At 62.9% G+C, this 26,680-nt stretch carries 21 protein-coding genes; 12 read left to right on the top strand and 9 right to left on the bottom strand.

The window, feature by feature from the left end:
• The 6 genes from DCY11_RS10400 to DCY11_RS10425 all read left to right on the top strand — a co-directional run bounded on the left by DCY11_RS10400 (position 1) and on the right by DCY11_RS10425 (position 8,280).
• Positions 1-363 carry a DUF1428 domain-containing protein gene (locus DCY11_RS10400; RefSeq protein ID WP_108682826.1) on the top strand — a complete coding sequence of 121 codons (363 nt, stop codon included), beginning with the start codon at positions 1-3 and terminating at the stop codon, positions 361-363.
• A gap of 242 nt (positions 364-605) precedes the next feature.
• On the top strand, positions 606-3,917 hold the full coding sequence (locus tag DCY11_RS10405; protein ID WP_108682827.1) for a DUF2126 domain-containing protein: 3,312 nt from the start codon (positions 606-608) through the stop codon (positions 3,915-3,917).
• A gap of 6 nt (positions 3,918-3,923) precedes the next feature.
• Complete coding sequence (locus DCY11_RS10410; protein ID WP_108682828.1) at positions 3,924-6,416, top strand: circularly permuted type 2 ATP-grasp protein; 2,493 nt, start codon at positions 3,924-3,926, stop codon at positions 6,414-6,416.
• The gene (locus DCY11_RS10415) at positions 6,413-7,297 is read left to right on the top strand and encodes a transglutaminase family protein (protein WP_108682829.1); all 885 of its coding nucleotides are present in this window, start codon (positions 6,413-6,415) and stop codon (positions 7,295-7,297) included. The genes DCY11_RS10410 and DCY11_RS10415 overlap by 4 nt, the downstream gene beginning before the upstream one ends.
• A gap of 89 nt (positions 7,298-7,386) precedes the next feature.
• Entirely contained in the window at positions 7,387-7,848 is a 462-nt protein-coding gene (locus tag DCY11_RS10420) for a MarR family winged helix-turn-helix transcriptional regulator (protein ID WP_159079946.1), read from the top strand.
• Between the two features lie 42 nt (positions 7,849-7,890).
• The gene (locus DCY11_RS10425) at positions 7,891-8,280 is read left to right on the top strand and encodes a YidH family protein (protein WP_108682831.1); all 390 of its coding nucleotides are present in this window, start codon (positions 7,891-7,893) and stop codon (positions 8,278-8,280) included.
• Here the strand turns inward: DCY11_RS10425 and DCY11_RS10430 are convergent.
• From DCY11_RS10430 to DCY11_RS10440, 3 genes are all read right to left on the bottom strand, one after another.
• Positions 8,275-9,639 carry an alpha/beta fold hydrolase gene (locus DCY11_RS10430; RefSeq protein WP_108682832.1) on the bottom strand — a complete coding sequence of 455 codons (1,365 nt, stop codon included), beginning with the start codon at positions 9,637-9,639 and terminating at the stop codon, positions 8,275-8,277. The genes DCY11_RS10425 and DCY11_RS10430 overlap by 6 nt on opposite strands.
• Before the next feature lie 158 nt (positions 9,640-9,797).
• A complete protein-coding gene (locus tag DCY11_RS10435) occupies positions 9,798-12,146 on the bottom strand; it encodes a glycoside hydrolase family 15 protein (RefSeq protein ID WP_108682833.1) in 2,349 nt (782 codons plus the stop codon).
• Between the two features lie 151 nt (positions 12,147-12,297).
• Positions 12,298-12,864 (bottom strand): cytochrome P460 family protein, encoded by a 567-nt coding sequence (locus DCY11_RS10440; protein WP_108682834.1) that lies wholly within the window; start codon positions 12,862-12,864, stop codon positions 12,298-12,300.
• 166 nt (positions 12,865-13,030) lie between these two features.
• Here DCY11_RS10440 and DCY11_RS10445 point away from each other — a divergent pair, with 166 nt between their 5' ends.
• Positions 13,031-13,600 (top strand): TetR/AcrR family transcriptional regulator, encoded by a 570-nt coding sequence (locus DCY11_RS10445; RefSeq protein WP_108682835.1) that lies wholly within the window; start codon positions 13,031-13,033, stop codon positions 13,598-13,600.
• 539 nt (positions 13,601-14,139) lie between these two features.
• Here DCY11_RS10445 and DCY11_RS10450 read toward each other — a convergent pair.
• From DCY11_RS10450 to DCY11_RS10460, 3 genes are all read right to left on the bottom strand, one after another.
• Positions 14,140-16,500: a fatty acid cis/trans isomerase gene (locus DCY11_RS10450; RefSeq protein WP_159079947.1), complete on the bottom strand. Its 2,361-nt coding sequence runs from the start codon at positions 16,498-16,500 to the stop codon at positions 14,140-14,142.
• 65 nt (positions 16,501-16,565) lie between these two features.
• Positions 16,566-18,410, bottom strand: coding sequence for a glycoside hydrolase family 15 protein (locus tag DCY11_RS10455; protein WP_108682837.1), 1,845 nt, complete (start codon positions 18,408-18,410; stop codon positions 16,566-16,568).
• A 12-nt stretch (positions 18,411-18,422) separates the two neighbouring features.
• On the bottom strand, positions 18,423-19,190 hold the full coding sequence (locus tag DCY11_RS10460) for an SDR family NAD(P)-dependent oxidoreductase (protein WP_108682838.1): 768 nt from the start codon (positions 19,188-19,190) through the stop codon (positions 18,423-18,425).
• Positions 19,191-19,387: 197 nt separating this feature from the next.
• Between DCY11_RS10460 and DCY11_RS10465 the strand changes: the two genes are divergently transcribed.
• From DCY11_RS10465 to DCY11_RS15700, 4 genes are all read left to right on the top strand, one after another.
• Complete coding sequence (locus DCY11_RS10465) at positions 19,388-20,524, top strand: FAD-dependent oxidoreductase (protein ID WP_108682839.1); 1,137 nt, start codon at positions 19,388-19,390, stop codon at positions 20,522-20,524.
• Positions 20,488-20,811 (top strand): GMC family oxidoreductase, encoded by a 324-nt coding sequence (locus tag DCY11_RS10470; RefSeq protein ID WP_108682840.1) that lies wholly within the window; start codon positions 20,488-20,490, stop codon positions 20,809-20,811. The genes DCY11_RS10465 and DCY11_RS10470 overlap by 37 nt, the downstream gene beginning before the upstream one ends.
• Positions 20,812-20,944: 133 nt before the next feature.
• Complete coding sequence (locus tag DCY11_RS10475) at positions 20,945-21,898, top strand: DUF4339 domain-containing protein (RefSeq protein ID WP_108682841.1); 954 nt, start codon at positions 20,945-20,947, stop codon at positions 21,896-21,898.
• 64 nt (positions 21,899-21,962) lie between these two features.
• Positions 21,963-22,124 (top strand): hypothetical protein, encoded by a 162-nt coding sequence (locus DCY11_RS15700; protein ID WP_174202147.1) that lies wholly within the window; start codon positions 21,963-21,965, stop codon positions 22,122-22,124.
• A gap of 27 nt (positions 22,125-22,151) precedes the next feature.
• On the opposite strand, the gene DCY11_RS10480 is transcribed toward DCY11_RS15700, so the two are convergent.
• From DCY11_RS10480 to DCY11_RS10490, 3 genes are all read right to left on the bottom strand, one after another.
• Positions 22,152-22,430: a hypothetical protein gene (locus DCY11_RS10480; RefSeq protein WP_108682842.1), complete on the bottom strand. Its 279-nt coding sequence runs from the start codon at positions 22,428-22,430 to the stop codon at positions 22,152-22,154.
• A gap of 14 nt (positions 22,431-22,444) precedes the next feature.
• Entirely contained in the window at positions 22,445-23,677 is a 1,233-nt protein-coding gene (gene hemA, locus DCY11_RS10485) for a 5-aminolevulinate synthase (RefSeq protein WP_108682843.1), read from the bottom strand.
• Positions 23,678-23,978: 301 nt separating this feature from the next.
• The gene (locus DCY11_RS10490) at positions 23,979-24,335 is read right to left on the bottom strand and encodes a response regulator (RefSeq protein ID WP_245409340.1); all 357 of its coding nucleotides are present in this window, start codon (positions 24,333-24,335) and stop codon (positions 23,979-23,981) included.
• A 719-nt stretch (positions 24,336-25,054) separates the two neighbouring features.
• Between DCY11_RS10490 and DCY11_RS10495 the strand changes: the two genes are divergently transcribed.
• Positions 25,055-26,545: a porin gene (locus DCY11_RS10495; RefSeq protein ID WP_108682845.1), complete on the top strand. Its 1,491-nt coding sequence runs from the start codon at positions 25,055-25,057 to the stop codon at positions 26,543-26,545.
• The last annotated feature ends 135 nt before the right edge of the window (positions 26,546-26,680 follow it).

Genomic DNA, 26,680 nt, shown 5'->3' on the forward strand with positions numbered 1-26,680 from the left:
ATGCCGTATATTGTTGCGTATGTTGCCGCCGTTCCGTCCACGGAGAAGGACGCCTATGCCACCCATGTCGAGGAAGCCACGAGGATCTTCAAGAAGCACGGCGCAGTGCGCTGCGTGGAATGCTGGGGCGCGGATATTCCTCCGGGGAAGCTGACGTCCTTTCCGTTGGCCGTGAAATGCGAGCCGGATGAAACGGTCGTTTTTGGGTTCGCCGAGTGGGAGTCCAAGCCCGCTCACGATGAGGGAATGCCCAAGGTGATGAACGAAATGCGGGACGGCATGACGGCCGGCAGTCTTGCCGAACCGCCGTTCGACGGGAAACGGATGATCTTCGGCGGCTTTGACGTGCTCATGGATCTGTAGGCCTGGATCTGCAATCCGCGCCACCTGTTTGGTCGGTCGCTGCTGGGGAGTGCCCCCGCTGCCGGCGGCATCGTATGGGCGCTTCGCTTGGCCTCTTGCACCCTCCGTCCACGTGGCTAATTTCCATGCGGCCCCTGCGACAAATACAGGCATGGCGCGGCGCCCGAGTTTGCTATGGTGATCGCCGGCGAACCAAAAAAGAAGCGAACTCCCGCGGTTGCGGCGCCACGGAACTGGGCTGAATGGCGATACTCACGTCCCTCCATCACCTTACCTCCTATCAGTACGACCGGCCGGTAGGCCTTGGGCCCCAGGTGATCCGCCTGAGGCCCGCGGCGCACAGCCGGACGCAGATTCGCAGCTATTCGCTGTCCGTGACGCCGCGCCAGCACTTCATCAACTGGCAGCAGGATCCGCACGGTAACTGGCTGGCCCGGTTGGTTTTTCCGGAAAAGACCACGGAGTTCAGCGTCGAGGTCAACCTCACGGCGAACCTCTCGACCGTCAATCCGTTCGACTTCTTCGTGGAGTCCTATGCGGAGGCGTATCCGTTTGCCTATCCGCAAGAGTTGCGGATGGACCTCGCGGCCTATCTGTCCGACGCGGAGCCGGGACCCCGGGTCGCGGCCTTCCTCCGGGATCTGCCGAAAGAGGCCGAGCGCACCGTCTTTTTCCTCGTCGACCTCAACCACGAACTGCAGCGGCGCATCCGCTACGTCATCCGCATGGAAGCGGGCGTGCAGACGCCGGAAGAGACGCTGGCCCTGGGCTCGGGGTCCTGCCGGGATTCGGCCTGGCTGCTCGTGAACATCGCTCGCCATCTGGGGCTCGCGGCGCGCTTCGTGTCGGGCTATCTAATCCAGCTGAAAGCGGACGTGGACCCGATCGAGGGGCCGATGGGCACCGACAAGGATTTCTGCGATCTCCACGCCTGGGCCGAGATCTATATCCCGGGAGCGGGCTGGGTCGGTTTCGACGCGACGTCGGGACTGCTGTGCGGGGAAGGGCATATCCCGCTTGCCGCGGCGCCTCACTATCAGTCGGCGGCGCCCATCACCGGAACGGTCGACGCGGCGAGCACCGGTTTTGCCTTCGAGATGCGGGTGGACCGCATCCACGAAGCGCCGCGCGTGACGAAGCCCTTTTCCGACGAGTCCTGGGAGAAGCTCGACGCACTCGGCGAAGCGGTCGACCAGGATCTCGTGTCCAACGATGTCAGGCTGACCATGGGTGGCGAGCCGACCTTCGTCTCCGTCGATGATTTCGAAAGTGAGGAGTGGAACATCTCCGCCGTCGGCCCGACCAAGCGGGGGCTGGCGGACACGCTGGTCCGCAAGCTGCGCCAGCGCTTTGCGCCGACCGGCTTCCTGCATTTCGGTCAGGGCAAGTGGTATCCGGGCGAGAGTCTGCCCCGCTGGGCCTTCGCGCTCTATTGGCGGAAGGACGGCGAACCGATTTGGGGCGATGTCTCCCTGCTTGCTGGCGAGGAAGAGGAGCCGCACGCGACGATCGACCAGGCTGCGGCTTTGGCGGAGGATTTCGCCGAGCGTATCGGCGTGGGCGCGGATCATGCGCTGCCCGCCTACGAGGATCCCGTCTACTGGTCGCTCAAGGAAGCGGAGCTGCCGCAAAATGTCGACCCTTCCGATCCGAAGATCGACGATCCCGAGACCCGCTCCCGCATGGTACGGACCTTCGAGCGCGGCCTCTCGGCGCCGTCGGGGTTCGTGCTTCCCATTCAGCGCTGGCAGAGTAAGGCCGAGGACACGCGGTGGAGGAGCGAGCGCTGGAAGCTGCGCCGCGGCAAGCTGTTTCTGACGCCCGGGGACAGCCCGCTTGGCTACCGCCTGCCGCTGAGCTCGCTGCCGCACGTGCCGGAGCCCGAGTATCCGTACATCTATCCTCAGGACCCGAGCATTCCACGCGGGCCGCTGCCGACGCGGGCGCAGATGGCAGAGGTCCTCCCGGCCAGTGGGCCCAGCGAGTCGGAACAGCCCACGCGGGAAGAGCAGTCGAAGGAATTCCAGGTGAAATGCGTGGTTCGCACCGCTCTGTCGATCGAACCGCGCGACGGCATCATCCGGGTGTTCATGCCGCCGGTGGAACGTCTCGAGGACTATCTGGAGCTGCTTGTGGCGATCGAGGAGAGCGCCAAGGCCACGGGCTCCAAGGTCCAGATCGAAGGCTATCCGCCGCCGTCCGATCCGCGCCTGAACGTCATCAAGGTTACGCCTGACCCGGGTGTGATCGAGGTGAACGTGCATCCGGCCTCAAGCTGGCGGGAGGCGGTCGATATCACGACGAACCTCTATGAAGATGCGCGCCAGAGCCGGCTCGGCACGGACAAGTACATGATCGACGGCCGTCATGTGGGAACCGGCGGCGGCAACCATGTGGTGATCGGCGGTGCGACGACGGAGGATTCGCCGTTCTTGCGCCGTCCCGATTTGCTGCGGAGTCTAGTGCTGTATTGGCAGCGCCATCCTTCGTTGTCCTATCTTTTCTCGGGGCTCTTCATCGGCCCCACCAGCCAGGCGCCGCGCATGGACGAGGCGCGTCACGATGGGCTCTACGAACTCGAAATCGCGCTGGAGCTGATGCCCGACGGCGAGGCGCATATCCAGCCATGGCTGACCGACCGTCTGTTCCGCAACGTCCTGGCAGATGTCACCGGCAACACCCATCGTGCGGAAATCTGCATCGACAAGCTCTACTCGCCCGATAGCTCGACGGGCCGTCTCGGCCTCGTGGAGTTCCGCTCGTTCGAGATGCCACCCGATGCGCGCATGAGCCTCGCCCAGCAACTCCTCATCCGCGCATTGATATCGATGTTCTGGAAGGAGCCGCAGCGGGGCAAGTTCGTCCGGTGGGGCACGGCGCTTCATGACCGTTTCATGCTGCCGCACTATGTGTGGCAGGACTTTCTCGGTGTCCTGGGCGACCTTGAGCAGGCGGGCTACCATTTCGATCCGGAATGGTTCAAGGCGCAGTGGGAGTTCCGCTTTCCGTTTTACGGCCGTGTCGAGTATTCGGGGGTCGGTATCGAGCTCCGCCAAGCGCTCGAGCCTTGGCACGTTCTGGCCGAGGAGAGCACGCCCTTCGGGACAAGCCGCTTTGTCGATTCCTCGGTGGAGCGCCTTCAGGTCCAGGCCAGCCACTTTGTGCCCGAACGGCACGTGGTTACGTGCAACGGACGGCGCGTGCCCATGGCCGGGACAGGAGAAACGGGCGAGGCTGTGGGTGGGGTCCGCTTCAAGGCGTGGCAACCCATTTCCGGGCTGCACCCGACCATTCCGGTGCATGCGCCGCTGACCTTCGACATCGTCGATTCGTGGAATGGCCGGTCCCTTGGCGGTTGCGTCTATCACGTCGCCCATCCGGGTGGACGCAGCCACGATACGTTCCCTGTGAATTCGTACGAAGCCGAAGCGCGGCGGCTGGCGCGCTTCCAGGATCACGGTCATACTGCCGGCGTTGTGGACTTGCCCGCGGAAGAGCCGGCGGGCGAGTTTCCGTTGACGCTTGATCTGCGCCGGAGTGCGCGGCGTTCGTAATGACCGATGGACCAGACCTTACCTAAGACGGCGGAGGGCGAGTCGCCCCAGCAAGCCTGGTATGACGACTACGCGCCGCTTCCCGGCGTGCCGGACGAGCTGATCGGCCCGGACGGACAGCCGCGTGCGGCCTGGCTCAACTTCATCCGACAGTTGTCGGCGGACGAGCGGTCGCTTGCCGCCGTGGACCGGCACCTCCAAGACATCGGCGTTTCGTATCGCGTCTATGGTGAGGCGCGCGAACGCAACTGGCCCATGAGCCGGCTGCCGCTTCTCATCGAGGAAGAGGAGTGGACCGCGATTGCGGCCGGGATCACCCAGCGTGCGGGCCTGATCGAAACCATGCTCGAGGACGTCTACGGCCCGGCCGAGCTGGTTCGCGACGGTGTCGTTCCCGCGGCGCTGATTGCCGGCTCGAGCGAGTTCGTGCGGCCGCTGGCGGGCGTGTCGCCACCAGGTGGGCGCTGGCTCCGCTTCTATGCCGCCGATCTCGGCCGTGGACCCGACGGGCGCTGGTGGGTGCTGAGCGACCGTGCCCAGGCACCTTCGGGCCTCGGTTACGCGTTGGAGAACCGTCTCGTCATGTCGCGCGCGCTGCCGACAGGGTATCGCCGTATGAATGTGTGCCGTTTGGCGCCGTTCTTCAGCGACTTTCGTTCGTCGCTCGTCGACGCCGTCGAGGGGGCTGAGCCGCGCATCTGCCTGCTGACGCCGGGCCCCTACAGCCAGACCTATTTCGAGCAGGCCTATCTCGCGCGCTATCTAGGCTTCCTGCTCGTCGAAGGCGACGACCTCGTGGTCCACGACGCGATGACCCATGTGCGCACGATCGCGGGGCCCAAGCGCGCCGACGCCATCTGGCGCTTCGTCGACTCGAACTATGTGGATCCGATCGAGCTGAACGGGCAATCGCGGCTCGGCGTTCCGGGCTTGATGTCGGCGCTGCGCCACGGCGGCACGCTCGTGGCCAATATGCCGGGCTGCGGTATCGCGGAGTCGCGCGCCATGATGAGCATCATGCCGTCGCTTGCCTCCAAACTCATCGGTCAGGAGCTAACGCTTCCGAACATCGCCACGTGGTGGTGCGGCGATCCTCGCAGCAAACGTCACGTGCTCGATAATTTCGACGACATGGCCATCTCCGGCGCCTTGTTCGGCCAGATGTCGCTGCTGCAGGGCGAGCTGTCGACGGTGCCGGGCATGCTCGACGACGCAGATCGTGCCGAGCTGCGCGAAGCCGTCGAGCGGCGAGGCATGGACTATGTCGGTCAGGAAGTCGTCCAGTTGTCGACTACGCCCGTATGGGAGGGCGACAAGCTGGTCCCACGTCCCTTCGTGCTTCGTGTCTTTGCCGCGGCGACCGAAACCGGATGGGAGATCATGCCGGGCGGGTTCTGCCGCATCTCCGCCGATACGGACGCGCGGGCCATCAGCATGGGCGTCGGCGTGCAGTCTGCCGATGTGTGGGTGCTGTCATCCAAGCCGGTGGCGCCGGAGTCCTTGCTGTCGGTGGGCGACGACGTCCACATCCAGCGGGTTTTCAGCAATATCCCGAGCCGCGCGGCGGACAATCTGTATTGGTACGGCCGCTATCTCGAGCGTGCGGAAGCGACGCTCCGTGTCGTCCGGTGCCTGTGCGTTCGCAGCATCGATATGGACGTTCTGTCGGGCAACGTGCCGGAGACGATCGAGAAGCTCACCCACCTGCTCGTGGCCTGGGGCGCGATAGCCCCGGAGCAGGAGGACAGTTCGCCTCTTGAGGTTGTGCGGCACGCGCTCGCCGACGACAGTGCGTACGGGTCCGGACTTTCCGGCATCCGCCTTGCCCGGAATGCGAGTTCCGTCATCCGCGAGCGGATCTCAATCGACGCCACGCGACTGTCCCGTCAGATCGACACGCATTTCCCCAGTCTCGATGCGCTGCCGAGCGAAGCGGATGTGCTCGACGCCGCGGACAAGGCGCTCGATGGGCTTGCCGCACTTTCCGGCCTGACCCAGGAGAACATGAACCGCGATGCGGGCTGGCGCTTCCTCGACATCGGCCGGCGGATCGAGCGGGCCATTCTCACTTGCCGCATCGCGCGCACCTTCATCGACGATGAAGCCACGGCCGAGGATCTGGAAGTCATGCTCGATCTCGTGGATTCGCAGATCACCTACCGGTCGCGCTATATGACGGGCGTGGCGCTGGCGCCGGTGCGCGACATGGTGATGCTCGATCCCTACAATACGCGCTCCGTCAGCTTCCAGCTCTCGGCGATCAGCGAGCATTTGGCGCTTCTGCCGACGCTGCGGAACGACGGCGTTCCCGAAGAACCGCAAGGCATTGCCTCGATCTTGGCCACCGAATTGGAGATGGCCAAGGCCAACGAGATCGACAAGCAGGCCATCCTCGCGTTCGAACAAAGAATCCTGCAACTCGCCGAAGCGATCGCCGTCCGCTATTTCCCGCGGCGCCAGCGAGTTTCGGTCTCGGCAGAGACGAGCAGCCTGTCGTGATCTACGACATCGATCATCTCACGGCCTATGCCTACGACGAGCCCGTCATGTCGGCGACGCTCGCGCTTCGTTTGACGCCGCGAAACAGCCCGCTTCAACGAAAGCTGGGACATACGGTTCGGGTCGATCCGCCGCCCGACCAAATCGGCGTGCATGACGACTTCTTCGGCAACGCCGTCGATGTGGTCACCATCGATACAAAGCATACCGAGCTCATCATCAAATCGTCGGCGCGCGTGGAGTGCCTCGACCGGCCGGCTCTTATCGAAGAGAACCTTGCCTGGGAGCGGATAGCGCAAGAGGCGCTCTCCCGGCGTGATCTGTCCGGCAGCGGCCTCGCCAATTTCCTGTTTCCGAGCCCGCTGATCTCGCTTGAACGTGACGTGGCGGCGTACGCGCAGGAAAGCTTTCCCGAGGGGCGGGGCATATTTGATGCGTGCACGGACTTGATGACGCGCATCCGGAACGATTTCGAGTACGAGCCGACCACGACCGAGATTTCGACGACGGTCGCGCAAGCTTTCGCGCAGCGAAGCGGCGTGTGCCAGGACTTCGCGCAGATCATGATTTCAGGCCTGCGCGGTCTGGGGCTGCCGGCAGCCTATGTGAGCGGATATCTGCGGACCATTCCGCCGCCCGGTGAGGAGCGGCTGCAGGGCGCCGACGCGACCCATGCCTGGGTGTCCGTCTGGACCGGGGAGGTGGGCGGCTGGATCGGGTTCGATCCCACGAATGCGATCCACGCTTCGACCGATCACGTGGATTTGGCGGTCGGAAGGGACTTCTCCGACGTCTCGCCCGTGCATGGGGTGTTCGTGGGGTCCGGCGCGCATCAGCTTCGCGTCGAGGTCGACGTCGTACCCGTCCAGGGGAACGGGTAGGGTGTGCCGCCGGCGCCAACGACGAGCCACATGCTCAGATGCTAACACAATACTTGACTACTCAAGGAATAATACGGTATATTTCGTATATGAATGAGAGCGAAAGAGAGGATGCCGTGCTGGTCCTGTTGGATGTCGCCGCCCGTATCGAACGGCGGCTGGATAATGCGTTGTCGATGGCACGGGGGATTTCGTTCAGCGAATACAGAATTCTCAAGGCGCTTGCCGGCGCGGAGGGGCGCGGTGTCATGCGCGTCGACCTGGCAGAGGCCGTGGGGCTCACGGCGTCGGCGGTGACGCGCGCGTTGCGGCCTTTGGAGAAGATCGGCGTTGTCGCCACGGAGAAGCACGAGCGGGACGCGCGCTGCAGCCTCGCGAAGCTCACACCTGCGGGCTTGGAGCTGTTGAGCGATGCGGAGCAGGTCGTGGCCGACGGGCTCGATGCGATCCCGATGAAGGGCGTGTCGTTGGACAGGCTTGCGTCCTTGCAGGCAGAGCTCTCGAAGCCCCGGTGTGCGCCCAGCCGGCGCAGCACGATCCAGGCGACATGAGGATGACCGCAGGGATCTGATGCCAGGCCAAGAGGGGACGTCATGATCAAATCCTATACGGACCACGCCGCCAACGAGCGGACCTTTCTCGCTTGGATGCGGACCGGCGTCGCGATCATTGCGTTCGGGTTCTTGATCGACCGGTTCGACCTTTTCGTCATGACCATGGCGGATGCGGTGGGCATCAACCCCGAGCATCACGCACAACTCGACAAGATGTCCGGGGCCTTCGGTCTCAGCACGGGCGTTTGGTTCATCCTCGTGGGCGTGGCTTTCATCGTGGCGGCAACGATCCGCTTCGTACGCACGCGGTCGCTGCTGAAGGACGAGCAGATCCACACGACGGGTTTCGCGATGGAGTTTGCGCTAGCGATCGTTCTCGCGGTGCTGATTGTGGTCGCCAGCATCCCGCTTCTCGTCAGCGCCCTATAGGAAGGGCCAGAACGATGCGGCCTTTGGCTTCACCGGCGCCGTGACCTTCGCGCAGAGCCGAGGCTGGAAATAGCAGGTGCCGTTCGATTGGCCCGTGCGGGCGCCGACGCCCTCCTGAGCCAATTCGGACTTGGCGCCGAGGTTGAAGCGGTACTCGATGCCGGTATTGGGCGCCCACGCAGAACACGTGACCCGCACGACGCCTTTGTAAGTGTCGTTGCACTGGTTGCGGATGCGGAAGGTCTTGCCTTCCGGCGAAAGCTGGATCCGCAGGCAATGCGGGGGCACTTGCTCGCAAGACGCCTCGGTCTCGTCCGTACTGTCGGAACTCGATGCCAGGGCCGCCGTCCACTGTTTGCGGGCCTTGGCTGCACTGGCCAGATGCTCAAGCACTTCCGGGACGACGATATTTGGGGCGTCGAGCATCAGATTGTGGCCCGCGTTGAGCGTGCGCAGGCGATACGGACCGTCCATGTAATTTGCCGTCGCCACCGCAGAAGCGCGGCTGAAGGCGCCGTCTTCCTCGCCCCACAGGAACAAGGTCGGGGGGCGCACCTTGCCGGCAGGATCCAACGAGCGGAACTCGAAGGCGCGGTACCAATCCAGCGCCGCGTGGATCGCGCCGGGCTCGCCGAATACGCGGCGATATTCGGCCACTTGGTCTTTGGGATGCCGCGACCACTTCCAACGCGTGAGCAGCGCGGCTTGGTCGAAGCTCATGGCGAGTTCGGGAAGCACCGGCAGGCGATAGAACAGGACGTAGCTGCTGGCCGGCCATTGCGGGCTCGGATTCGACAGCGCCTCGGAGAGCGCCAGCGGATGCGGCATGGCCAGCGAGGTGAGGCTCAGCACGCGTTCGGGATAGCGATCGGCCAGCGTCCAGGCGATGGCTCCGCCGAAGTCGTGGCCGATAACGTGGAACTTCTCGAAGCCCGCCGCGTCCGCGACGGCCAGGACGTCGTTGGCGAGCTTGCCCTTGGTGTAGTCGTTCTCCAGCCGCGGACGTGCGCCGGGACTGTAGCCGCGCTGGTCGAAGGCGATGGCGCGGTAACCGGCCTTCTGGAGCGCCTCGAGCAGCGGCTCCCACATGATCGAGGTTTCGGGAAAGCCGTGCAGCAGGATCACGCCTTCGCCGTCGCGATTGCCGCTGCCGGCGACACGGGCCCGGAACGTCATGTTGTTGGCGCGGATGCGCACGAGACCGTTCTCGTCCCCGTCGAAGAGGGGGAGGGCCTCGGTCATCGCGGCGTGACAGTCGGGGCAAGACGGCGCCAGCACGAGCCTGTCGATCCCATAGGCCGCCGTGAAGGGAAGCAGCACCAAGGCAGCGATCAGCCAGACTTTCTTCAGGTAGGTCATAGCGCCCTTTGGCCCGCCGGTGCGGGCCAGACAAGGATTCAGTTTGGAAGATCAATGGCGAATCATCACCGAATTGTAAACGTGCACCGGTGTCCGCGCATCGGGGCCGGATTTGCTCCGCCGCACGCCGCCAATGACTCAGCCCCAAGGTCGGCGCCTTAAGCCGGGACCAGGGCGGGTTCCCCTTCGACCGTGATCTGGAAGTCCTGTCCCTCCCAGTTGCCGCTTTCGGGCCAGTAGAGGGTGAATTCGACCGTGTCGCCGGGGTTCAGCGCCTCGGTCGGCAGCTTCGCCACATGGACGCCGAGCAGGGTGTCTTCCGTCTCGACGTCGTGGATATTGTGCCACCCGTTGGTGCCGTAATGGACCAGGGCCGGCGCGGTCACGGCGATGTAGAGTGACCGACCCGAGCCGATCCGGGTCGGCTTGTAGCGCGGCCCCCAGATCTCATAGTCGATGCGGGGGCGGACGCCCTGATACCGCGCCCAGGCGGCCTGCGGCCGGTCGACTGGACGCCCCGCGGCCAGGCTGTGGCACAGCTTGGCGAACTCCGCGTGGGTCCAAACGAGCGGCATGGCCGAGCCGCTCGGCTTCCCCGGATAGAGGTCGTATTCGGGAATCGGGTCCGTGTCCCAGACCTGCTCGGGCATGAGGCCGACGTCGTTCGACATGGCCATCATCGCCTGCACGTACGGCATGACGTCCTCGCCGGCGCAGACCGCATAATGACCGCGCTCACCGGTCAGAAGCGGCCAGCCGCGACCATGCCCGGTGCCGTCGAAGCCTGTGCCGTCCGTGTGTTCGCCATAGCCGTCATTGTTGTAGCGATGCCAGACCGGCCCCTCGGGCGTATCGGTCTTCAGGAGATGGTCCATCGCCTTGATCGTATCGAGGATGAAAGGATTGTCCGCTTCGCGCAGCCCATAGCGCACGAGCTGCAGGCAGTCGGTCGACACCTGGCCGCTGGCCGGCAGGTTCGGATCCCGCGACAGGTTCTTGATGACCACCGGCGCGTTGGCCGCGCCCGGCGTGCCGAGGACATCCAGCGGGACGGTCCGAATGAAGTAGCCCTTGATGCCGAGCTGGTCGGCCAGCGGGGTCCCGCGCACGAAGGCCCAGTCCTCGAGCTTGGCGTTCCAAAAGTCCGCGACCCGGAGCACATGCGCCTTCGCAGCGCCATCGAGATAGCGGGAGGCCTCCACAAGCGCGGAGATGGCCACCGCGATGGTGAACATGTTGAGGCCGGAGTCCTCCTCCCAGCGGTCCTGGTCCGTGGTGGGGCCGGCGCGGCAGATGAAGCCCGCAGCACGGGCGATCATGGTGCGCACTGGGATATCGTCGAGGGCGCCGTGACTTTCGAGCGCCGCCGCCAGCAGGATGGGGAAGGCGGCCTCGTCGAGCTGAATGCCTTGCCAGAAGGGGTGGCCGCCGAGCCATTGGTTCTGGAACCAGTGCCCGTCCGTATGCTGCGTCGCCATCAAATAGCGCAGGACCTCGCGCGCGTCGCGGAACGAGCCCATGGCGACAAGCGCGCCGGCGGTCTCCACGAGGTCGCGGGGCCAGACGAGGTGGTAGCCGCCCCGGCTGGTGCTCGTGTCGCCCCACGGAATTGAGAGCGAGGCGATGGCCGCGCCGCGGAAGGTCTGGTCCTGGTGGACCTTGATGACTGTCGCACAGAGCGCGAGCCGCTCGTCGATCTTGCCGCCGAAGGTCGCCGGCCGCCGTTGGCGCAGCCAGTCCTGCCAGGCGAGCGTGTTCTCCCGGACCTCTTCGTCGAAATTGTCCATGATGGCCGACGCGGAGAGCGTGGCGGCGGCTTCTTTCGATGCACCGAAGCCAAGCGAGAGCCTGCCAGTGCGCGTCAGTTCGCCCATCAGCGACACGGCGCCGGGTCCGGCCTCGTCGTAGAGCCAGCCCATCTGGCCGTTGTGATTGAAATCCTGCCAGCCGTCGCTCACGCCGAGGCAGCCGACGGAGCGCTTGCCAAAGGCATCGGAGCCGTCGTCGCGGACAGCCGTCAGCGCAAGCGCGAACCGGTCCTGCTCCGCCCAAAGCACGTCGTGGCCGTCATGGTGGCCCGCATATGCCACGTTGTTCTCTGCGTTGTCGCCGAGCCGCGCCGCCAAGAGCACGTAAGGCTTCAGGGTCGGGTCGCCTTCGAGCTTATAGCGGATCAGCAGCACATCGCGCTGCTGCGAGGGGGACACCTCCATCGTGAAGGTGAAGCGCGGGTGGCGGTGGGTCACGGTCGCCGAGGGCACGCCCGGCGCCGCGAGCTCGACCGTGTAATCGCCGTTGCGGCGAAGCTCGACCCAGAAGCCGCTGCCGTCGGCGACGATGAAGCCGAGGTCCTTGATCTGGGGAATGTCGATGCGCGGGTAGTAGAGCTCCGTCACGATGCCTTGCGCGAGGGTGTACCAGAGCCGGGACGAGCCGAGGCTCCTGCCGACGATGTCCTTGCGGGCCGGGGCCCAGGTGGGACGGCAAGGGCCGTTTGGTGCTTTCATTGGGGTCTACCGCTTCTTGGGGGAATGTCCCGTGGCTGCATGGTGCCGGCGCGCATTCTGAAAAAACGCATGGTGATCGAAGGCGGCGATACTGGCAATCAAGTCCTTCGATAAGATGACACGAAATCGGGCATGCGCCGCCTTGCGCGGGTTAACGGCGGAGGATCGGGTAGGCTTGGGTGTGGAGGAAGTCCTGGCTCCGGACCGGCTCGTGGCAGCCGAGGCAGTCCTTGCGGTAGTCCGTCGTCACGGTCTTTTCGGTCTCCTCGCCCTCGAAGAAGGCCCAGCCCCAGCCATCGCCCCATAGCGGCGAGTTCTTGGCGTTCCGGTTGGTCGAGTCCCTGACCAGCACGAAGCGTCCTTTGAGGTGGTCCGCGTAGCTCACTGTGCCTGTGGTCATTTCTTCGGTCTTTGTCAGGAAGGAGTCCTTCACCAGGACCGTACCGTCGGGGAAGGTCCCGGTCTTCCGGTAGGCCTCGACGGCCTCCCTCGGCGCATAGACGTCGTGAAGGCCCTTGGCGCCATCGTCGGGATCGTCCGCCCGCAGCGAGAAGGCCCCCAGGAAGACCCATTCGAGCCTGTAGTCGACTTCGGGCACGCGCAACAGGCGCTCGAGCGATGCCGCGGTCAGGGGTTCGGCAGTAACGGGGCCGGTTGGGAACAGCGAAGCGGACAGAATCGGCGTCACGAACAACGCTGCGATGAGTAACCGTTTCATTGGCCTGTTCCTCTTACCTTGGAGGGAGTCCCAGCCGCTGCGGCCCTGAAAGCCTTCTGGTCCCAGAGTTCGAGTTCAGCACCGATCGATCAACAAAAGGTTGAAACGCGCGAGGATATATGGACCAATCAGTCTATAAAAAAAGATAATCGCTCCGGGGGAAGCGATGGGACGGCCAAGAGAATTCGACATCGACAAGGCGCTCGATCGCGCCATGGGGGTGTTCTGGCAGAAGGGCTACGAAGGCGCATCGCTGCAGGATCTGCTGAGAGCGATGAAGATTGCCCGCGGCAGCCTGTACAAGGCCTTCGACGACAAGCACAGCATCTATCTCGCGACGCTCGACCACTACGACAAGACGGAAGTGGAGACCGGGATCACGTTCTTGAGCGATCCGGCCGCGGGTGACGGGCTGGCCAAGATCCGGACCATGCTCGAGGGCGTGAAGTCCGACAAGGCGCGCCGTGGTTGCTTCATGTGTAACGCGGCTATCGATCGTGCGAGTCTCGACACCGACGTCGAGACCAAAGTCAGCGCCATGCTTCATCGGTTGCAGGAGGCAATCGCTACGGCGCTCAAGCAGAGCCGGCGCGGTTCGCGCTGGTCGGAAACGCGGCGGACGGCCACGGCGGCATCCGTCCTGAATGCGTATATGGGGCTCCGCGTTCTGGCCCGCGCCGGATATTCCGCTAAAGCCCTGCAAGCCATCATCGACAAGACACTCGACGCGATCTAGCTGCACGTAGGGCTGCATCTTGCGCTCACGGGGCGATCACGGATTAGTTATAGACCAATTGGTCTATAAACACGCGTATGTGAGTTGTTGTTAATTGAACGAACGGTCCCAAACCCAATATGACTGGACGTACCGAGACACCAACGGCTCGGAACCAACTCACGCGAAGGAGAATGACAATGCTGAAGACGATTCTGATTTCCCTGGCCCTGGTCACTGCGGGTGTTGCGCCTGTTGCGGCCGAAGGCTTCCCGAACCCCTACCAGACGAATTTCGACCGCTAGGACAAACCCGACACTGCCGCTCCTCCCAAGGCAGACCGTCAAACTACATCTCAAAGGAGAATGACAATGTTGAAGACGATCCTGATTTCCCTGGCTTTGGTCACTGCCGGCGTTGCGCCTGTCGCGGCCGAGGGCTTCCCGAACCCCTACCAGACCAACGTTGACCGGTAGGCAGGACAGAGAGGGTGATCGCTATTCCCTCCCGGCGATTACCCTCTTTCCTTTTGCGCCGGGCGCCCGTGGGTGTCCGCAGGCCTAATAGACCGAGTCGAAGAGGTCGTAATAGGAGAGGTCGAGATAGCCGGCGTAAATGCCCCGGTGCTTCTCGTTCCAGTTCGTGAACCAGTCGTATGTCTCCCAGAATCGCGGGCTGTTGCGCAAGATCCCGTAGCGGTCGCGCAGGCGATTCCAGTCCCTCAGAGTCTGAACGTCGCGCAAGCGGCGCAGGAAGTCGCCGGACTGGGCGAGATCCATTTCAAGAAAATAATTCGGGAAGCCGCCCACGATGGTCGGGTAGATGCTCATCGTATAGAGGTGCGGCAGCTTCTCGCCGTTCTGAAACAGGATCGTGTCCTGGGTTTCATAGACTCGATTAGCGATGAGCGAATAGACCCGCGCATGTCCTTCCGGATCGTTGAGCCGCAGGATGATCACGCTCGGCAGGAAACGCGGGAACTTGTAGGTGCGCGTTTGCGTGAGCAGCGATGCGGCGGCAACCCACTCGTCATAGCTCGTGATCGGATCGTCCAGCGAGACCTTCGGCTTCACGTGCGGATTCAAGAGGTCCGGCGGACCGCTGACCGTCTCACCCATATGCTCCTGAAGATCCTCGACGAGGCTGACTATGGGATCGCGGGCGGATGTCTTGACTTGCGTCGGCTGCTCCTCGCCGGCGAAAGGCTCGAGGGCGAGCGCCACTTGGCCGAGGCCTTGCGTCCACTCATCGCGGTACTTTTGGCGTTCTCCTTCCGGAAGCAGCAAAAGGAAGTTGTCCTCGAACTCCTGGCGCAAATAGTTGAAGAAGATGAGCGTCTCCAGCTTGGGAATGTCTCCCGACCAATATTCGAAGTTGGCGACCGTGTCGTAATAGATGCGCTCGAAGCCGCTGTAGTCCATCAGCCACAGCGTGCGCGGAATGCCGCCCTGCCGGCCCTTCATGACCGAGACGTTCGATTCGTGACGCAGGACGGTGAGCCAGGCGTTGTCGTTGGTCTTGTCGCCGTTCCAAACCGCGTCGATCGTGTATCCCTTGGGCCGAAGCTTTTCGAGCGCGGCCCCATAGGCCTGCTCATACGCGTCGTTTCCGAACAGGGACCGGTCCATGAAGGTGTCCCAGGTCTGAAGCCCAAGCTTTGGGTCGCGGACGGATACGTCGTATTTGGGATCGACGAAGAAGACCCAAAACTGGTCTTTCACGGCATAGGTCGCGGTTTGCCCGAGGCACACGGGGCCGTAGGTGATGCCCGATACGATCAGCTCCGAATTCTCCAGCAGAAAGCGATAGCGCGCTTCGACGGGGATCGCTTCGTAGACCTTGAAGGGATTGCCGAGATCCCAGGGCGCGTCGTGCTTCCCGTCGAGATGGATATGCTTGCCCCAGTCGTGAGCGAGGAACAGCTTCTGAAGGCGTTCGATATCCGCGTTGCTCAGCTTCCAGACGAAGTGGTTCTTCTGAACACGCGGGGTCGTGACTTTCTGTAGGCGATAGTAGAAGCGATCCACGCCCGCGTACTTGTAAGGGTTCGTGTAGGGAAAGGGCGTGTCGATGACGTCGACGTGCGCCGGCGGGTTCTGGCTCGCGTCCCCCGGCGGGGTCGTTGACCGTACAAGCCGGAAGTAGTCGCCGGGACTTTCTTCCAGGACGATCATCGACAGGTACAAATGGTCGAATATGTAGCGGGAGACAAGCTGAGACCGTTTATCGTCCGCGTTGAAGAAGTCCTCCCAGGCGCGCACCGCTTTCGGGTCGGCGACCATGTCTTCTTTGCGCTTCTCGGCATCCGTCGGGCCGGGCGCGTTCGCGGCGACCCAGTCCCGCAGCGTCTCAATGTCTTTGCCGGCAAGCGCCGTCAGTCCGAACGGCATGCCGATCGCGGGGTTCGTGTCGATTTGCTGCGACAGTGCCTCCGGCGTCGCGGGGCACCGATGCTCGTAGCGCTTGGCGTAAAGCGGCATCAGGGCCTTCCGGGAAAACCCCGGCGTGTTGTGTTTGGCGCCCGCCTCGATCACCTGAGTCAGCATAGACCGGGACAGGTTCTCTTCGCGGGAGCCGCCCCGGGACAGCACAGGAAAAAAGCCGCGCTTGCGCCACTCTTCCGTGGTCTTGACCACGTCCATGTCGGTACGTGCATACGCGTTGAGATGGTTGGAATAGGGGTTCTTGCCGAACCCACCGCGCTCGAGTCCGCGAAACGACGAGAGTTTCAGATTGCACGGGGAGCCGAGACAGCCATGGCAGGCCACGCACCTCTTGTTGAAGAGGGGCTGGATGTCGTGGATGTAGCTTGGAACGTTGGCTTCGGCGTCGGCCGTGGTAGGAGTGGCCTCCTCCGCGGCGCTTGCCGTGGCGAACAGCAATGCCAGGCTTAAGGCGATCAAGCGTCCGACTTCGCGCATGGTGAGTCTCCCGCCCGATAGATTGCTCGATGAGATTCGCGCCGACCCCTTCATGCTCGCTCCGTCTAGTGCGTTGCCCCTGCCTTGGTCGCGGTCTTCTTCGACGCCGCTTTATTTTCGGAATTGGTGCGCTGCTCGACCGGCCTGCCGTTACGTCCGAGATTACAGGCGCTGTTGACGAGCGCGAGATGCGAGAAGGCTTGAGGGAAGTTCCCGCATAGCCGTTTGGCGTCCGTGTCGTATTCCTCGCTCAAGAGCCCGAGATCGTTGGCGAGGCCGATGAGCCGCTCGAACAGCGCAATCGCGTCCTTCTCGCGCCCCATCATCAGATAGGCGTCAACAAGCCAGAAACTGCAGGCAAGGAACATGCCTTCGCCGGGCGGGAGCCCGTCATTGGCTTTCGAGGTGTCGTAGCGCTGAACGAGGCCGTCCTTCATCAGCGTCTTCTCGATCTGCTCGACCGTTCCGACTATGCGCGGGTCCGTCGCCGGCAGAAAACCCATGGCGGGAATGAGCAGCAGGCTGGCATCCACCTCTGTGGAGCCGTAGGAGCGCACGAAGCTGTTTAGGTCCGCGTTGTAGCCCTCTTCGCAAACCTGCTTGTGGATCGCCTCGCGAGTCTTGCGCCAGCGCTCGATGGGGCCGTCCAGCTTGAAGCGCTCGGCGCTGCGGATGGTGCGATCGAAGGCGACCCACGCCATGACTTTCGAATAGACGAATTGCTCGGGGCCGCTGCGGACTTCCCAAATGCCTTCATCGGGTTTGTGCCAGACGTCCTCCACCTGCTCGATGATCGCAAGCTGGAGGTCCCACCCGGATTGAAGAGGCGCCAGTCCACCCTTTCGGGCCTGATGCACGGCATCGAGCATTTCGCCGTACACGTCGAGTTGCACCTGATCGTGCGCGGCGTTGCCGATCCGCACGGGCGTCGAGTTCTCGTAGCCCTTGAGCCAAGGCAGCTCGACCTCGTACAGCCTCCGCTCGCCCGCGATGCCGTACATGATCTGCATCTGCTTCGGACTGCCCGCGACGGCGCGCAGAAGCCATTCGCGCCACGAGCGCGCCTCGTCGTAGTAGCCGGTGTTCATGAGGGCGAGCAGCGTCAGGGTCGCATCGCGAACCCAGCAGTAACGGTAGTCCCAATTGCGCGGGCCGCCGAAGTGCTCGGGCAGCGACGTGGTCGCCGCCGCCACGACGCCGCCAGTCGGCTCATAAGTCATTGCCTTGAGGGTGATGAGCGAGCGTTTGACGATGTCGGCGTAGGGGCCCTTCGTCGTGCACTTGGAGGTCCAATTCTTCCAGAACGCCTCCGTGCCATGGATCAAGGACTCGGCGTCGAACTCCACCGGCTCGGGGGTCCACGACTCCGTGTAAGTCAAGGCGAACGACTCCGTCTGGCCCTGCTTCACCTTGAACGTGCCTTTGGTCTTGAAGTTCTCACCGCGCAGTTCGACGGACGACTGCAACACGATCCGGCTTGGACCCGCGATCATCCGCAAACGGCCGTCGGGCATCGTGGTGACCCAGGGCACGGACTCGCCATAGCCGAAACGCACGATGAGTTCGCTATCGAGTTCGATCGTGCCTTTCTCGCCGACCACAAGCCGGATGACGTTGGGGTGCTTCTCGCACGGATACATGAAGTCGATGAGCGTCGCGGCGCCGGTCTTCGTCTCGAAGCGCGTCTCGAGAATCAGCGTGTCGGGACGGTAGCGGCGTGTGACCTTCGCATTCGGATCGGTTGCCGCGATCTGCCAGCGCCCGTTGTTTTCGTCGCCGAGCAGGCTCGCGAAGCAAGCTTCGGAATCAAAACGCGGCAGGCACAGCCAGTCGATGGACCCGTTCCTGCCGACGAGCGCGGCCGTCTCGCAATCCCCGATCAGGGCGTAGTCTTCGATGGGAAGAGCCATGGCGGTGCGACTCTAAAGCCCGGGACTCGACTGCATCAAGCCGCCATCGACGATCACAGAGGTGGCGGTCATATAGCTCGCGCCGTCGCCGGCCAGGAAGGAAACGACGGAGGCGATCTCCTCCGGCTTCGCCATGCGGCCGAGCGGGATCGCCGCGTCCAGCTTCTTGAGCTTCGCGGGATCGTCCATCGTGCTCGTGTTGATCGGTGTCTCGATCGCGCCGGGTCCGACCCCGACGATCAGGATATCGTGCGGTGCGAGCTCGACGCCCGCGGTTCGCGTGAGCATCCGCATGCCGCCCTTGGAAAGGCAGTAGGCCGTATTGCCCGGCATCGGCCAGTCCTCATGGACCGAGGTGATGTTGATGATCCGTCCGCCGTTGCCCTGGCTGATCATCTGTTTGGCGGCGAGTTGCGTTGCGAAGAACGCACTCTTGAGATTGATGTTCATGACGGCGTCGTATTGGTCTTCGGTGGTGTCCAGTACCGACGTCCGGGTCTCGATGCCGGCGTTGTTCACGAATATGTCGAGCTTGCCGAATTTGGCGACCGCGCCCCCGATCAATTTCTCCAAGTCGGGGACCTTGCTGACATCGGCGTCGATACCGATGCACTGGTCACCGAGCGCCGCGACCTTCTGTTCGAGCGCGTCCGTGGCTTCGGGGTGGGCGACGTAGTCGATCACGATGTTCACGCCATGCTTGGCGAGCTCGAGAACGATCGCCTTGCCGATGCCCGTATTTCCGCCAGTAACGATCGCGACCTTGTTCTTCAGGGGCATTTACAGTCTCCAATTCAGGGAAGGTTTTTCACATTCCACTAACGCTGTAACCGGAACGATATGAACGCGAGGTCAAATGGTCGGCATCCAAACTAGACATCGCGGATCGCATCGGCAACGGTGCTGACGCGTAAAAACCGCGCGAATCAACAAGTCCACCACCGGACTATCCGACTCACACGTTAAAGGAGTGCATCATGTCCGCCCAATATGACGTGATCGTAGTGGGGAGTGGTGCCGGGGGAGCGAGCGTCGCCTACAAGCTCACGCTCGCGGGCAAGCGGGTGCTCCTGCTGGAAAAGGGGCCGTATCTTCCGCGCAATTCCTCGACCCTGGACGTGCGCAGAGTCTTCATCGACGGTGTGTTCAAGAACCACGTGCCGTGGCTCGACAGCAAGGGGCGCGAATTCGTCCCGGGCGAGTTCTACAATGTGGGCGGTAAGACGAAATGGTATGGCGCGGCGCTGTTTCGCTTTCGCCCGGTGGAGTTCGAGGCGGAGCCGGATTTCGACTTGCTCGGCTGGCCGTTCGGCTACGAGGAGTTGGAACCCTATTACGACGAAGCGACCGAGTTCCTGCGGATCACCACGTTCAAGAACGAGCCGCAGCTTCAAGCTCTGCTCGACAAGATCACGACGGCGGATCCTGGATGGGAATTGCATCAGCTTCCGCTCGGTCTGTCGCACGACATCGTCAATCACCCGGAAGAAGAAAAACACTTCGACGGTTTCGCATCGCCTTCGGGATTGAAGTCGGATTCGGAACGCAACCTGATCGACCACATTCGCGACAAGCCGAACCTCAAACTGATCGCGGGCGATCCCGTGTCGGCGCTCGTGTCTGCGCCGGGCGATGCCCGCAAGATCATCGGTGTTCAGTGTGCGGACGGGTCGACCTACGAGGCCAACACCGTCGTGCTTGCAGCAGGCGCGATGAGCTCGCCACGGATCCTCCAGGACCATTTGCATGCCAACGGCTTCTCGCTCGAGTGCGGCGATCTCGTCGGCGCGAACTTCAAGATGCACATCAACTCCGCGCTGCTCGGCTTTTCGCCGTTCGTGGATCACGACATGCTGCGCAAGACGGCCGTTCTCTATAACGACCGCTTTCCTCACTCTTCGATGCAGTGTCTCGGCTGGATCGATGCCGAGCTGCTCGCGGCCCAGGTTCCTCCGAGGTTCCGAGTTTCGTGGACAAGCTGCTCGGCAAGAGGGCGATCGGCTTCTGGGCCACAACCGAGGATTCGTCGAGCCCGGAGAACCGGATCATTTCAGGAGGCCCCGGCGGTCGGTCCATCATGGACTACAGCCTCGACCGCATCCCGCATTCCGTGAAAGAGCACCACGCGTTGGTCGATGCCTGGATCGAGCGGCTCCTGGCGGCTGGGCTCGTCGGCTTCAACAAGTATATGGGCATGGCCGGCACGGCCCATGCGTTGGGCAGCATGGTGACTGGCAATGACCCGGCGCATTCGGTGGTCGATCCGCACGGCAAGGTGCACGGGATGGAGAATCTATATGTCGGCGATGGGAGCCCGCTGCCTCGCGCAAGCCGAGTGAACCCGTCTTTGACTATCTACGCGTGGGGTCTTCGCCTTGGCGCCCACCTGGCCGCGAAATAGGCGCCGCGCGCAAATTGCTACTTCCAGCCGCAGGTCTCGTGACGCTAATTTCAGGCCTCGACGGCTGATCGTGGGGGATGCTAAGGCACGGAACTACGATTGAGGGCTTTGAGTTGGGCTTGGGGGGAGGCCGATGCAGGACGCAGGGGTGAACGAGCACGACGCGGAGCCGACGGAACCGAGCTGGTATTTGAGCCGGGACGGCCAGCAGCATGGACCGCTTTCGGACCGTGAGTTGTCCTTGTTCGCCGAGGGCGGCAATTTTCAGCCCGGCGACCTTCTGTGGACGGCCGGTCTCGACGAATGGAAGCCTGCCGACGCGATCTTCGGGCTCGCCCCGACCGACGACGAGGCGCCGGTATCCGAGACTGCCGTCGAGGACACCGAGTTCCTCCCAGACGACGAACACGACATCTCGCCCGATTCACTCGTTGCCTCCGAAGCGCCTGCGGCAGCGGATGCCGCGGCGACTGAGTCCGGCGCTGAAGCAAGCCCGGCCGCGCCGCGCTATGACGGCTTCGACGACGATTCCCTCTTTGACGATCCGCTCGACGACCATGTTGGAGAGCTGGCCAAGGCCCTGCGGGGAGAGGCCGAGGCTCCCAAACTGTCGTTTCAGGAGCAACTCGTCGCCGACCTCAAGACCTTCGGCGGCTTCTGCGCTTATCTCTGGGCCGTGTTCGTCGTGCTGACGGTGCATGCCGTGGTCGGGAGCGCCGAATACGGTGTTGGGCTGAGCTTCTTCGTGCTCACCACCATCAACGCATTCGTGCTGATGCGATTGATGCCGCTGGCGGAGCGCCACAGCTTTTTCCAGAACCTCGCGCTCAAGCCGCTGGTCTATTCGATCGCCTACAAGACGCTCGTCTTCGTCACGGCCTTGGTCCTGGCCTATGCGGTGGAGATGGGGGTCTTGGGCTTTGCCGGCATCGGGGAGGGCTTCCTGAGCCTCGGCGGCGGGTTGGGCGGCATGCTCGCCTGGTGGCTCATTTTCTCCGTGGCCCTGTTCCCGTATTTCGCCTTCCGCGAAGTCGAGGCCGCGGTCGGCGCGGACATGATGCGCAAGCTCCTGTTGGGGCGGATGTAGGTCGGCGACCGGGTTGGCCTGAACAAGACTCTACGGGTGATAGAACCCGGAAAAGGAACGACGCATGCCGATAATTGTTCTTCTGCTGCTTGCCGCCATGGTGGCGACATTCGGGTTTTGGGGCACGCTCAAAGGCATTCTAGGCGCGATCGGGGTGGTCGTGCTGCTGTGCCTGCTCGTTCTTCTCGCCATATCCTTTACCGCCGCGTGGATCATGCGGCGGTAGCGGTCCGTTCGCGTCGATCGCCCGCGCCTAGTATTTGTACCGGGTCCCGGTGACCGCGAAGTAGGCCTCTTCGAATTGGTATTTCTGGAAGATGCTTGCCGTGGCGGTGATGGCGCGGCCGCAGGCGCCTCGCGCTTCCTCGATCTCCTCTGGAGTCAGTGTCTGCCCGTCGTCGACCTTTTCCGCGGCGGCGAGGCAAAGCTCGCCGTCGGCGGCGGATGCCAAGGCCGGCGCTAGGTGACCGGCACTTGCGCTTGCAAGAAGGACGATGGCGGCAAACGCTCCGGCGCGCACAGGTACCTTCATGGGCACCTTCGCGGCTACTCGGCCGCGAGCCTCACATACTGTCCGTTGGCCACCGGGCAGGCGGCCCATAGCTCACGAAGCGAGTCGACGAGATACGCCATCTGGGCATCGGTGTGCACGGGCGAGGGCGTGAGGCGCATGCGCTCGGTACCACGCGGAACCGTCGGGTAGTTGATCGGCTGCACGTAGATTCCGTACTGGGTGAGCAGCGTATCGGTGACCGCCTTGCAGTGGACAGGATCGCCGACCATCACGGGTACGATATGGCTCTGGTTGTCCATCACGGGCACCCCCACATCCGCCAGCATGGTTTTCAGCGTCTGCACGCGTTCGCGGTGGCGAGCACGCTCCAACTCCGACCGCTTCAGGTGGCGGATCGAGGCGAGGGCGCCGGCCGCCACGGCGGGCGCCAGGGAGGTCGTGAAGATGAAGCCCGGTGCGTAGGAGCGGATCGCATCGCAGCAGGCCTTGCTGGCGGCGATGTAGCCGCCCATGACGCCGAAGCCCTTGGCGAGGGTCCCGTTGATGATGTCGACACGGTCCATCACGCCTTCTAGCTCGGCGATGCCGCCGCCGCGCGGGCCATACAGGCCCACGGCGTGAACTTCATCGAGATAGGTCAGGGCGTTGTACTTGTCCGCCAGGTCGCACACCGTGCCGATCGGCGCGATATGACCGTCCATGGAGTAGACGCTCTCGAAGGCGATCAGCTTTGGCGTGTCCAGCGGGACCGACTTGAGCAAGTCCTCGAGATGATCGAGGTCATTATGCCGGAAGATATGTTTGGGGCCGCCGCCGTGCCGGATGCCTTCGATCATCGAGGCGTGGTTCTTCGCGTCGGAAAAGATCTGCAGGCCCGGTATGAGGCGCGTCAGCGTCGAGAGGGTCGCGTCGTTGGCGATGTAGGCGGAGGTGAAGAGAAGCGCCGCTTCCTTGTTGTGAAGGTCAGCCAGCTCGCTTTCCAGTTCCACGTGATAATGGGTCGTGCCGGAAATGTTGCGCGTGCCGCCTGAGCCGGCGCCGACCTGATCGATCGCCTCGTGCATCGCGTCGCGCACGGCCGGATGCTGGCTCATGCCCAGATAATCGTTGGAGCACCAGACCGTCACATCCCGCGTGCCGCTCTCGGTGTAGTGGTCGGCGACGGGATAGGCACCGCAGCGCCGCTTCAAATCTGCAAATACGCGATACCGGCCTTCTTGATGCAAAGACTCAAGATGCTGGCGGAACTGATTCTCGTAGTCCATGTGTCTCCGTTTCCCTAGACCCTTGGCGTTCGCCAACGCCACCCAGCAATTGGTCGAACGGAATGGAGAGCCTGAGCAGCACGGTTGGCACAAGTTCTTGTAGGGCTTGCGTAAAGTCCTAACCGGTACTGAAGCCTTCCTGCTAACTAGCCCAATCCCAGCGTCATCACAAGGACAACAGGCCGCTCAGGTGTCGACCCAATGTCGCATGGCTTTCACAATTGTGTTTGAGGCATCTCAATTTCCGCGAAGCCCGGCCGGGGCGGCGCTGGAGTCCGCGCCGATGGAGGGGCTGGCCGGGTCAGTCTTGCCGGATCGTGTCGCGAATGGCCTGAAGAAACACGCGGCGCGAGAATGGCTTCTGAAGCACACGGTGGTGCCCGTAACGGCCCGCGACGTCGCTCGGGTCGTAGCCGGTAGCGAAAACGTAAGGCAGCCCGCGCGCTTCCAGGGCATCGGCGACCGGGTAGACCAATTCGCCCGCAACGTTGAGGTCGAGGACCGCGGCGTCGACGGTATTGTCGCTCAGCAGCCTCAGCGCCTGTCCCACCCGGCTCGCGGGGCCGACGACCTCGCACTCGGATTCGACCAGCATGTCCTCCAACTGGAGTGCGATCGGGGCCTGATCCTCGACGACCAGTACGCGAAGTCCTTTCAAGGGCTCTGTTTTTTGAGAAGACATAGTCTGCGCCGCCCTGATTTCATCCTTGGAATGAATTGATTGATTTTTGGGCCCTGGCCGTCCGAACGCCAAGGCGACGGAACATAGGCGACTCAATACAGCCAGCCCGACCAAGACAACGCAATGAAACCAAGCCCCGAATGGGGCCTCCAACCGCGACGGGGCCGGGCCACGCACGTCCCGCCTCGGTTGCCCGAGCCGAGGCATGATTTCTAACCCAAACGGCACCCCATCGCGACCCAAAATGCGCCACCCGGAAGAGGTAACAGCTTGACCCATAGAGGCGAATCCGGAGTGCCCTGAAATGTATCCGGATCTGGACACGAATTGTGCACAGCCGGCTGACAGGCCGCTGAGCTGCAGCGCCAAGTCCGCTCGTCCGGCAGCAGCTGCGCAGACCGGGCGCGTCCCAGGTAACATGCTGATTTTCTTTCCGGATTCGTGTGTGCATGGACATCTCGGACCCTCGGAGACAGAGCGAATATCTCGTGGCCTAAATGTCACAACTGGGCCGAAAAGGGCCCCGCACGCTTTGTTAGCAATTTACCTTCGGAGGGGATCGCGTATAAGCAATATTAGAACTCTCTGCTGGCGGAAACTCGTCCATATTTTTGGCGACAGCAAAGCCGGTAAGGCGCTGAACCGCCGCAGAACGAGAGTTTTGGATTAGTCAATTTTGGCCAGGGAAGGTGGACATGGAGATGTTTGGGGGACTGACAAAAACATCCAGCCGCATTGCCATTGCAGCCGCGCTTGGGCTTGGGGTTTACGCTCTGAGCGCTGCGCCTGCGAGTGCGCAGGGTTATGGCGGCAATTGCTGCGCGGATCTTGAAGAGCGGGTAGCCGAGCTTGAAGCATCTGCAGTGCAGAAGGGGAACAAGAAGGTATCCGTGACGGTATCCGGCTGGGTCATCGAGTCGATGAACTGGTGGGATGACGGCGCTCTGACGGACAGCTGGGTTGGCACGAAGGACGCCGACCTTGGGTCCCGTTTTGCGATCACGGGTTCTGCGACGATCGCTCCGGGCTGGTCCGGCGGTTACAACTTGACGGTTACGACGCCTGGCGCTTGGGCCGGCAACCTCCTGAACGGCAACAACTTCGGTATCTTTTCGAACCAGTTTGCCCAGGACTCGCTCAGCCTCGGCAGCATCCAGACGCTGTACTCGTACATGTACATCAAGAGTGACGACTACGGCACGATCAACCTGGGCTATCTGAGCCCTGCGTCGGATAACGCGGCTGTTCTGGCCGACATCTCCGGCACGGTGATCGAATCGAACGCGGTGTTCTTCGAAGGCGGCGGCTTCCTGCTTCGTCCGAAGAACGCTGCCTCCGGGTTCAACGGCCTGTCCGGCATGACCTGGGGCAACTTCCTGAACTGTTCGCTCGTCGGCCCGATCGGCGGCGACTGCTACGGCGCTCCGCAGAGCGGTATCCGGTACGACTCGCCGACGTTTGGCGGCTTCCGGATCGAGGCGTCTTACACGGACGACTACTCGAACAGCTTCCGTCTTGCGCCGGTGAACGATGCTCCTGAGATCTGGGACCTGGCCGTGTTCTACACGGGCGACTGGGCCGACTTTAAGATTTCGGCAGCTTATTCGTACACGCAGTCGAACGGCAACCTGTTCAGCGTGAACCAGACGGGGTCGACCTCGATCCACCAGTTCGGTGGTACGGTCATGCACGCTCCGACCGGTCTTGGTCTCTATGGTTACTACAACTACGAAGAGATCGACGCGAACTACGTGAACTACAACGGCGTGCAGCAGGGTATCCCGAGCTGGGACTCCTGGTACTTGAAGGGCTTCCTGAAGCGGACGTGGAACCCGCTCGGCGCGACGGTCCTTTACGGCGAGTACGGCCAGTATAACGACGGCTTCAACGGCCTTGCGGGCACGAACACCTGTGCCAACTTCGTCGGGGTCGGCGGCACTGCCTCCAACTTCTGCGGAAACAACGCTGCGAACGGCCTGTACGTGACGGGTTCGGAAATCGAGCGCTGGGGTCTTGGCGCGGTCCAGGAGATCGACGCGGCAGCGATGCACGTGTTCGCTCGCTGGCAGCACCAGGCGGCCGATATCGACTTCATCGGCGTCAACGCAGCCGGCAACACGCAGGCTGTGAGCCAAGGCTTCGAAGACTACGATCTGTTCCAGGTTGGTGGGATCATCTTCTTCTAATCCACCAATCCAGACGACACTTACGGAAGCCGCCCCTCGGGGCGGCTTCTTTTTTGCCCGACACGATCCCGCCCGTTATCCCCAGCCGTGAGATCACGCCGACGAGAAGCCTTTGCCGTCTGTGCGTAGGAGACG

The organism is Methyloceanibacter sp. wino2 (genome assembly GCF_003071365.1).
Taxonomy (GTDB): Bacteria; Pseudomonadota; Alphaproteobacteria; order Rhizobiales; family Methyloligellaceae; genus Methyloceanibacter.

Excerpts from the sequence above, each read along its gene's own strand:
- DCY11_RS10400 (WP_108682826.1), top strand. The coding sequence starts at position 1 with ATGCCGTATATTGTTGCGTATGTTGCCGCCGTTCCGTCCACGGAGAAG.
- DCY11_RS10405 (WP_108682827.1), top strand. The coding sequence starts at position 606 with ATGGCGATACTCACGTCCCTCCATCACCTTACCTCCTATCAGTACGAC.
- DCY11_RS10410 (WP_108682828.1), top strand. The coding sequence starts at position 3,924 with ATGGACCAGACCTTACCTAAGACGGCGGAGGGCGAGTCGCCCCAGCAA.
- DCY11_RS10420 (WP_159079946.1), top strand. The coding sequence starts at position 7,387 with ATGAATGAGAGCGAAAGAGAGGATGCCGTGCTGGTCCTGTTGGATGTC.
- DCY11_RS10425 (WP_108682831.1), top strand. The coding sequence starts at position 7,891 with ATGATCAAATCCTATACGGACCACGCCGCCAACGAGCGGACCTTTCTC.
- DCY11_RS10430 (WP_108682832.1), bottom strand. The coding sequence starts at position 9,639 with ATGACCTACCTGAAGAAAGTCTGGCTGATCGCTGCCTTGGTGCTGCTT.
- DCY11_RS10435 (WP_108682833.1), bottom strand. The coding sequence starts at position 12,146 with ATGAAAGCACCAAACGGCCCTTGCCGTCCCACCTGGGCCCCGGCCCGC.
- DCY11_RS10440 (WP_108682834.1), bottom strand. The coding sequence starts at position 12,864 with ATGAAACGGTTACTCATCGCAGCGTTGTTCGTGACGCCGATTCTGTCC.
- DCY11_RS10445 (WP_108682835.1), top strand. The coding sequence starts at position 13,031 with ATGGGACGGCCAAGAGAATTCGACATCGACAAGGCGCTCGATCGCGCC.
- DCY11_RS10450 (WP_159079947.1), bottom strand. The coding sequence starts at position 16,500 with ATGCGCGAAGTCGGACGCTTGATCGCCTTAAGCCTGGCATTGCTGTTC.
- DCY11_RS10455 (WP_108682837.1), bottom strand. The coding sequence starts at position 18,410 with ATGGCTCTTCCCATCGAAGACTACGCCCTGATCGGGGATTGCGAGACG.
- DCY11_RS10460 (WP_108682838.1), bottom strand. The coding sequence starts at position 19,190 with ATGCCCCTGAAGAACAAGGTCGCGATCGTTACTGGCGGAAATACGGGC.
- DCY11_RS10465 (WP_108682839.1), top strand. The coding sequence starts at position 19,388 with ATGTCCGCCCAATATGACGTGATCGTAGTGGGGAGTGGTGCCGGGGGA.
- DCY11_RS10470 (WP_108682840.1), top strand. The coding sequence starts at position 20,488 with ATGGACTACAGCCTCGACCGCATCCCGCATTCCGTGAAAGAGCACCAC.
- DCY11_RS10475 (WP_108682841.1), top strand. The coding sequence starts at position 20,945 with ATGCAGGACGCAGGGGTGAACGAGCACGACGCGGAGCCGACGGAACCG.
- DCY11_RS15700 (WP_174202147.1), top strand. The coding sequence starts at position 21,963 with ATGCCGATAATTGTTCTTCTGCTGCTTGCCGCCATGGTGGCGACATTC.
- DCY11_RS10480 (WP_108682842.1), bottom strand. The coding sequence starts at position 22,430 with ATGAAGGTACCTGTGCGCGCCGGAGCGTTTGCCGCCATCGTCCTTCTT.
- hemA (WP_108682843.1), bottom strand. The coding sequence starts at position 23,677 with ATGGACTACGAGAATCAGTTCCGCCAGCATCTTGAGTCTTTGCATCAA.
- DCY11_RS10495 (WP_108682845.1), top strand. The coding sequence starts at position 25,055 with ATGGAGATGTTTGGGGGACTGACAAAAACATCCAGCCGCATTGCCATT.